Genomic DNA, 7,583 nt, shown 5'->3' on the forward strand with positions numbered 1-7,583 from the left:
ATTAAGCTTCGTCATAAGCTTCGATATCGAGCAAGTAGAGATAAGGTTCTGCGAGGTCTTGACGTTGGAAAGCGATCGCTCGCAATGTATGCCAATCTTTGAGGGCTTCAAAGGGATTGGTATAATCATCTTGTTCGAGTCGTCCTGCCAGATCCGCTACATCTTGCTCTGTCATCACAGAAATGTCTTGCCCTGTCAAACTTACGGTTGTCATCACCGCACCTCCTCTGACGTTGCTAATTCTCCCGTCTTTCCCATTGTACCCTGATCCCTAACAAATCATCTCTTCCTTTCAATTATTCTTATTGTTTCTCGTTTGGCAACTTGATTGTTTCTTAATATCTTCTTATTTTTTATAAGTTTTATTTATCAATTTTAAAATTGATCATAATCTACATACAACTTTACAAAAAAAGAATATTCGTTTAACATTCTTAAGGAATCATAAAACTCTATTGCACCCATAACACAATAATTATGAATACGACTGTGAGGATTTTAAGCCTTTTAAAAGTAGCCAGTGCTACGGCTTTAACCTGCTGTTCTGTGCTTGGTGGTTTTGCCACCCCTGCTATGGCGCAACTCGGTTCTATTTCAGGAACGAAATTCAACGATCTCAATAAAAATGGCATCAGAGATCCCTTAGAACTCGGTTTAGCTGGATGGGAAATTCAACTGATCGACTTTGATGGTGACGTGATTGCAACCGATACCACTAACTTATTCGGTAATTACGAATTTACAGGCTTAGCACCGGGTCCCTATGTGGTACGAGAAGTACAACAATCGGGTTGGAAACAAACCTTACCCAACTTTATTGAAAGTCTGCAACTCGGTGTCGTTAACGGAGGTTGGGATTACGATGATCCCGATAATGATTGGCCACTGATTGCACCGGATGCTAACGGTAACTTTCAATCGCCGGTCAATATTACCGATACCCCTACCATTGATTTAAGCGAATATTTGACCGTTAACTATACCGGTCAAAACCTAGATCAAGTTGCCAATGCTGGCAAAAACTTCAATGTTGAATATTTACCCAGTAGTTTCAACGATATAGATGTAGCAGGAGAAACCTTTGAACTGCAACAGTTCCATTTCCACTACGAAAGTGAACACGCGATCGATGGACTCCTCTCGGACATGGAGTTACACTTTGTTAACCGCCATGTCGACGGAGGATTATCGGTTCTGGGGTTATTAGTAGAAGAAGGTAGCGAAAATCAGGAGTTAAAACCCCTGTTTGATGCCATTGAAGATGAACTAGATACCAATGGCAGTCTTCCTTCTAGTTTCACCTTGGGTCAAAACCTAAATATTGGCGATATCATCCCCACTAATTTTGATGGTTGGTTCTATAATGGCTCCTTAACCACACCTCCTGCAACGGAAGGGGTTAACTGGTTTGTCTTTGAAGATACCATTCAGATGTCTGCTGGACAAATCGACATCTTCCAAGATTATCTATCTAGTATTGGTTTTACCAAGAATAATCGACCGTTACAGGATTTGAATGGAAGACAGTTTAACGAACATAATCATCAAGAAACCCTGAATGGGGGATCGATTTCTGAGCTTAACTTTGGTAATGCGTTGGATTTAGGTCTTTTGGGACTGACTCAACTTAACTATCAAGTTACCGTTAACGACGATGCTACAGAGGATCTTAATTTTGGAGCTTCTCCAGCTAGCGTTCCTGAACCCGGTTCGATGATCGCTTTATTGGGTTTAGCTGGTGCAGGTGCGGTGTCTCGCTTGAAACAAAAGAAAGGTCAACAGTAAAAGCAACAGGGATCACAGAACAGGTAACCCTTATTTATTGACACTAGTCATAATCTTTACTTATCGCTTTATGGTTACCTGTTCCCATTCCTTAATTTTCTTTACATTTCTTAATCTAGAGTCGTTGAACATTGATCAACGACTCATTTTCTCTATGGTTGCAATCATTATTCAAAGGGGTGAAAACTTGAAGATTCCTATGGTTGTTGTCAGAGAAACCCTTTGATTAACCGAGAGAATGTCAGAGCGATCGCTCAATAATTTCTCCTCAATGGAAACAGCCTCTAAGCTCCAAAAATGAGCTATGGTAGAAGGGAGAAATGGTAGCTTGAATTGTAAAAATAAGTAACAAAATCAACCATTAAAGGAGGATTTATGCGTGCAGTGCTAATGGCTGGGGGATCAGGAACTCGGTTACGTCCATTGACCTGCGATTTACCTAAGCCAATGGTACCTATCCTAAATCGCCCGATCGCAGAACATATCATTAATTTACTCAAACGACATAAGATCACCGAGATAATTGCCACGTTATACTATCTTCCCGATGTGATGCGGGATTATTTCCAAGATGGCAAAGAGTTTGGGGTAGAAATGACCTACGCCGTAGAAGATGAGCAACCCTTAGGCACGGCCGGTTGTGTAAAAAATGTAGAAGACCTTCTCCAAGATACTTTTTTAGTGATTAGTGGGGATAGTATTACAGATTTCGATCTCAGAGAAGCCATCGCCTTTCATCGTCAAAAAAAATCGAAAGCCACCCTTGTCCTAACCCGTGTCCCCAACCCCATGGAGTTTGGGGTGGTCATCACCGATAAAGAACAAAAAATTATCCGTTTCCTCGAAAAACCTGCCTCTAGCGAAATTTTCTCCGATACCGTGAACACAGGAACCTATATCTTAGAACCAGAAGTCCTAGAATACCTCCCGGCCAAAGAAGAAAGCGACTTTTCTAAGGATTTATTTCCCCTCCTCTTAGCCAAAGGGGAACCCATGTATGGCTACATTGCTGAGGGATATTGGTGCGATGTGGGCCATTTAGATGCCTATCGAGAAGCCCAATATGATGCCTTAGAAAAAAAAGTTAAACTTGATTTTGCTTATGACGAACAGTCTCCGGGGATTTGGTTGGGGCAGAATACTTACATTGATCCGACGGCTAAAATTGAACCCCCGGCCCTCATTGGAGATAACTGTCGTATTGGTCCGGGGGTAATGATCGAACAAGGATGCGTCATCGGAGATAACGTCACCATTGGGGCAGCCTCCGACTTAAAACGGCCCATTATTTGGAATGGTGTCACCGTTGGGGATGAATCCTATTTGGCGGCTTGTGTCATTGCCAGAGGAACCCGAATTGATCGGCGATCGCAAGTGTTAGAAGGGGCGATCATCGGTCCATTGTCCATCCTAGGAGAAGAAGCACAAATAAGTTCAAATGTTCGGGTTTGGCCGAACAAACGAGTTGAATCAGGAGCTATCTTGAATATTAATTTAATTTGGGGTAGTACAGCTAATCGCAATCTTTTTGGTCAACGGGGCGTGACAGGACTGGCTAATATTGATATTACCCCAGAATTTGCGGTGAAATTAGGGGCGGCCTATGGCTCAACCCTCAAAGCCGGATCGCAAGTGGTGGTATCACGGGATCAACGGGGGTTTTCTCGCATGATTAGCCGTTCTTTGATTTCTGGGTTGATGTCGGTGGGGATTAATATTCAAAACCTCGAAGCCACTGCTATTCCCATTTCTCGCACCATGACCCCCAAGTTAGGGGTGTCCGGTGGGGTTCATTTACGGGCCCATCCGGATCGCACGGATCATATTTTAATTGAATTTTTGGACGAGCAAGGAATTAATATTCCTAAGTCCCAAGAAAAGAAAATTGAAGGGGCTTATTTTAAGGAAGATTTACGACGGGTGGGGATTGCAGACATTGGTAATATGGCCTATCCGGCGCAAATCATTGATACCTATCGTGAAACTTTTGAGACTCAACTGGATATTGACAGTATTAGTAACAGTGACCCCAAAATTGTCATTGACTATGTTTATGGGGTGTCAGGGGCGATTTTACCCCAACTCCTGACTAAGTTTGGTTGTGATGCCATTGTTCTCAATGCCAGTTTACGTCAAACTACGGTTACAACGGAGGAAAGGGAGTCTTTACTCCATCAACTGGGCCAAGTGGTTGAAGCGGTTAAAGCTAATTTAGGGGCGCAAGTTTCGGCCAATGGAGAACAGTTTATCTTAGTGGATGAATCGGGCCTATCCATACGGGGAGAATGGTTAACCGCTTTGATGGTTAATACGATTTTTACGGCCTATCCTCGCAGTACGGTGGTTGTGCCGGTCGAAGCGTCTAGCGCAGTGGAACAAATTGCCCGTCGTCACGATGGTAAGGTAATTCGCACGAAGTCTAATCCTACTGCATTGATGGAAGCAGCGCAAATGAATCCTAACGTCTCTTTGGGGGGAAGTGGGGACACCGGGTTTATCTTTCCACAGTTGCATCCGGGATTTGATGCCATGTTTAGTTTAGCGAAACTATTAGAAATGTTGGCCACTCAAGAGCGATCGCTAGTGCAAATTCAAGCAGAATTACCTCGTATTTGTCATAAATCCTACGTTTTGCGCTGCCCCTGGAAGGTTAAAGGGGCTTTAATGCGTTATTTAGTAGAAATTCATAATCCTGAACAACTTGAATTAATTGATGGGGTAAAAATTATTAATCCTCAGAATGATAACTGGATCTTGATTTTACCCGATGCAGGGGAACCCTTTGTGCACATTGTTGCCAATAGCGATGATCGAGAATGGGTCGATGTTAATATTCGGGAATATCGTCACAAAGTACAATCTTTTATTGAACAAGAACAAGGTGATTTAATTAGTATGTAGGCTTTCAAATAGGGCTAAAAATAGTTTTAAATCTTCTAAAATGGGATGCTCAAAGTTCCAGATATCTTGTTGCTTGTCCATTATTGTTTTAAAACCTTTTTCATTAAATCCATATTCTTTATTAGAAATATCATAGTAAATATAATTATACACCCAAAGTTTATCAAAATCATTATTACTAATAATAATTTTATCACTATTTTCAAGAGAATCAATAATGCAGTTTTTCCAGCTTTCTAGACAATCAGCATAAATGGATTTTTGGGTTTTAATTTCTTTCAAAACAGTTGCTAATTCTCCTTTTCCGTTAACATTCATAAAATAACAAGCTGCTTGAATATCTTGTTGATCTATTTTTGTGATTTTTACTAATTGGTTTATATTTATTATTGTTTCAGCTTCACTAAAAACATTTAACATAGCTTTATTAACTAAATCAAGTCTTTCTTGTTGTAATTTTTGATCCATATCGATAATAATACCAACTTTTTCTATAGGTTCTTTTTCTAATCGTTTTTTTACTCTTTTTTAAACTATTGGTTAAAGATGCTTCACTTAATCCTCTGTATGTTTTTTCTGGAGTCTTATCATTTAAAGTGGTGTAACCTTTTTTATCATCAATATTAATAGTAATGTTATTATCTTCTTTTTTATTCATATATTTAACAATTGCCTTAATAAATGTAGCGTCATTTTCAGCTTCAACAATGATCACATTACTCATATTATTCTCCTCTTATTCCTTCGCTACGTTTTAAAGCATAATCTAACATTTCTAATTCATGTTTTATCCCGATAATTTTATTAGTCCTCGGATTTCTCGCCATTTCAAAATATGCACCACTATCTGAATATTTTTCAAGTCCAACATCTCGAAATGCTTGAATCATTTCTAAACTATGAGTTGTCGCAAAAATTTGTACATCAAGTTCTTTTGACAGTTCAAATAATGCTCTCCAAAAGTCTCTATGATTTGTATAATGTATTCCGTTTTCTATTTCGTCAATTAATATAGTTTTCAGATTATTATTGATTATTGTTAAAACAATTTCGGTTACTCTGTTAATAGCATCGCCAAATAGAGAACTAGGTAAGAGATTTTTAGATTTTTGTTGAATATATAAATTTGGTTCACCAATACTTAAGACTTTTATACATTCTATTGAATCATCTATTGATTGAAGTATTTTAATCAATTTATCTGTTTTATTATTTAATTCTAATTTACTATATTCTGAGATATTTGAGAGATTTTTATTAAAATGATGAGATGATACTAATAAAATTTCAAACTCAGTTAATCGTTTTTCCAAATAAGAAAAGCGGCGGAAACCAGATTTGTCTTGTAAAAAATTAATGTTAAATCCTTTACTATTATACACAATTTTAAATCCATATTTATGATCTTGACTATCGTTTAAATCAAAAATCATACCAATGTTTAAGGAAGAAGAAGAATAGTATTTTTCCAGCAAAAAATATTCTTCAGATTGAAAAGAATCAACACTTTGATACAATGAATCTCGTTTTAGTTTAGTTTTATCACTAAAATTATCTATTTTTTCTGTCCGAAGATTTATTTCTTGATATTTATTTTCTAAGTATTCAGTCTTTATTTTACCTTCTAACTCTGTTTGGTTATTATAAAAAAAGTTATCCCAAGCTTTTTCGGGATAAGCTTTACTAAATTCTTCAGATTCCTGTCTTAATTGTCTCAATAAAAAAATAGTTTTAGGTTGAGGCGACTGATTTAATAATATTGCTTCTAATAAAGCCGTTTTACCTGAATTATTTTTACCACCAATTAAATTAACTCGTTCAAATCCTTCAACTTTGGTGTGTTCAAAACATCTAAAATTTTCGATCTCAATATCTCTAATCATATCTTTTTGTCTTCTTTTATTATTTTTAATATTCTTGTGTCTCATTCATAATCCTAATTTCTCTTTTGCAGATTCCCAAGAACTTGTTTTTCCTTCTTTTACTTGTGTCATACTTTCTTGTAATTTTTGACTGAATACTTCATCTGAAAGAATACTTAAAGTTTCTATTAAAGATTCAAACTGTTCATAACTTATTGCTGTCATGATAGGTTTACCTTCTTTTGTAATAATAAGAGGTTCATCATTCAAGTCATCAGATAATTCTAATAATTTTTGTTGGACTTCGGTAATGTTTATATATTTGGTCATTAGTTAGATTTTTTCAAACAAATATCAACTCTCTTATTATATCTTATAGTTCAGAACTTTATTATTCATTTATTTATCTCCTTATTATTGAAAAAGTAGGGTGGGCATTGCCCACCATAAACTTAAAACAGATTTAAGTCAGTTACCGCCCCTAAACTACTAGAAGAAACTAACTTAGCATACTTTGCTAATACCCCTCTTTTATAACGAGGTTCCGGGGCTTTCCAGTTAGCGCGACGTTGGTTTAATTCTTCTTCGGAAACATTAACTTGAAGCAGCTTTTCTTTAGCATCAATGGTAATACTATCACCTTCTTTTACTAAGCCAATCGTACCCCCTACATAGGCTTCTGGGGCAACATGACCAACCACTAAACCATAGGTTCCCCCAGAGAAACGGCCATCGGTAATTAAGCCTACAGAATCACCTAAACCAGCCCCAATAATAGCCGAGGTTGGTGCTAACATTTCGCGCATTCCTGGACCACCTCTAGGTCCTTCATAACGGACAATAATCACATCACCGGCCTTAATTTTTCCGGCTAAAATTGCCTCTAAACATTCCTCTTCTGACTCAAACACTCGCGCCGGTCCTGTTAGTTTAGGATTCTTCACCCCACTAATTTTGGCCACTGACCCTTCCGAGGCTAAATTACCTTTTAAAATGGCTAAATGTCCCTCTTTATAAACAGGGTTATCCCAAGGC

At 37.7% G+C, this 7,583-nt stretch carries 8 protein-coding genes; 2 read left to right on the forward strand and 6 right to left on the reverse strand.

Annotated features, from left to right (window positions below):
- Position 1: 1 nt before the first annotated feature.
- On the reverse strand, positions 2-214 hold the full coding sequence (locus C4E06_RS23700) for a DUF2555 domain-containing protein (protein ID WP_107670834.1): 213 nt from the start codon (positions 212-214) through the stop codon (positions 2-4).
- A gap of 263 nt (positions 215-477) precedes the next feature.
- On the opposite strand from C4E06_RS23700, the gene C4E06_RS23705 reads away from it, so the two are divergent.
- Together C4E06_RS23705 and C4E06_RS23710 are read left to right on the forward strand one after the other, a co-directional pair.
- Positions 478-1,785 carry a carbonic anhydrase family protein gene (locus C4E06_RS23705; protein ID WP_107670835.1) on the forward strand — a complete coding sequence of 436 codons (1,308 nt, stop codon included), beginning with the start codon at positions 478-480 and terminating at the stop codon, positions 1,783-1,785.
- Between the two features lie 375 nt (positions 1,786-2,160).
- Positions 2,161-4,686 (forward strand): mannose-1-phosphate guanyltransferase, encoded by a 2,526-nt coding sequence (locus C4E06_RS23710; RefSeq protein ID WP_107670836.1) that lies wholly within the window; start codon positions 2,161-2,163, stop codon positions 4,684-4,686.
- Here C4E06_RS23710 and C4E06_RS23715 read toward each other — a convergent pair.
- The 5 genes from C4E06_RS23715 to C4E06_RS23735 all read right to left on the reverse strand — a co-directional run.
- On the reverse strand, positions 4,672-5,154 hold the full coding sequence (locus C4E06_RS23715) for a DUF3226 domain-containing protein (protein ID WP_107670837.1): 483 nt from the start codon (positions 5,152-5,154) through the stop codon (positions 4,672-4,674). The genes C4E06_RS23710 and C4E06_RS23715 overlap by 15 nt on opposite strands.
- A complete protein-coding gene (locus C4E06_RS23720; protein ID WP_107670838.1) occupies positions 5,123-5,410 on the reverse strand; it encodes a hypothetical protein in 288 nt (95 codons plus the stop codon). Before C4E06_RS23720 ends, C4E06_RS23715 begins: the two co-directional genes overlap by 32 nt.
- A 1-nt stretch (position 5,411) precedes the next feature.
- The gene (locus tag C4E06_RS23725) at positions 5,412-6,614 is read right to left on the reverse strand and encodes an ATP/GTP-binding protein (protein ID WP_198648988.1); all 1,203 of its coding nucleotides are present in this window, start codon (positions 6,612-6,614) and stop codon (positions 5,412-5,414) included.
- Entirely contained in the window at positions 6,615-6,878 is a 264-nt protein-coding gene (locus C4E06_RS23730) for a type II toxin-antitoxin system Phd/YefM family antitoxin (RefSeq protein ID WP_107670839.1), read from the reverse strand.
- A 122-nt stretch (positions 6,879-7,000) separates the two neighbouring features.
- The coding region (locus C4E06_RS23735) for a dihydroxy-acid dehydratase (protein ID WP_198648989.1) at positions 7,001-7,583 on the reverse strand (583 nt) is incomplete at its 5' end.

Source organism: Cyanothece sp. BG0011, from assembly GCF_003013815.1.
Classification (GTDB): Bacteria; Cyanobacteriota; Cyanobacteriia; order Cyanobacteriales; family Microcystaceae; genus Crocosphaera.

Coding starts and splice junctions, on each gene's coding strand:
- C4E06_RS23715 (WP_107670837.1), bottom strand. CDS start 5,154: ATGGATCAAAAATTACAACAAGAAAGACTTGATTTAGTTAATAAAGCT.
- C4E06_RS23725 (WP_198648988.1), bottom strand. CDS start 6,614: ATGAGACACAAGAATATTAAAAATAATAAAAGAAGACAAAAAGATATG.
- C4E06_RS23730 (WP_107670839.1), bottom strand. CDS start 6,878: ATGACCAAATATATAAACATTACCGAAGTCCAACAAAAATTATTAGAA.
- C4E06_RS23720 (WP_107670838.1), bottom strand. CDS start 5,410: ATGAGTAATGTGATCATTGTTGAAGCTGAAAATGACGCTACATTTATT.
- C4E06_RS23710 (WP_107670836.1), top strand. CDS start 2,161: ATGCGTGCAGTGCTAATGGCTGGGGGATCAGGAACTCGGTTACGTCCA.
- C4E06_RS23700 (WP_107670834.1), bottom strand. CDS start 214: ATGACAACCGTAAGTTTGACAGGGCAAGACATTTCTGTGATGACAGAG.
- C4E06_RS23705 (WP_107670835.1), top strand. CDS start 478: ATGAATACGACTGTGAGGATTTTAAGCCTTTTAAAAGTAGCCAGTGCT.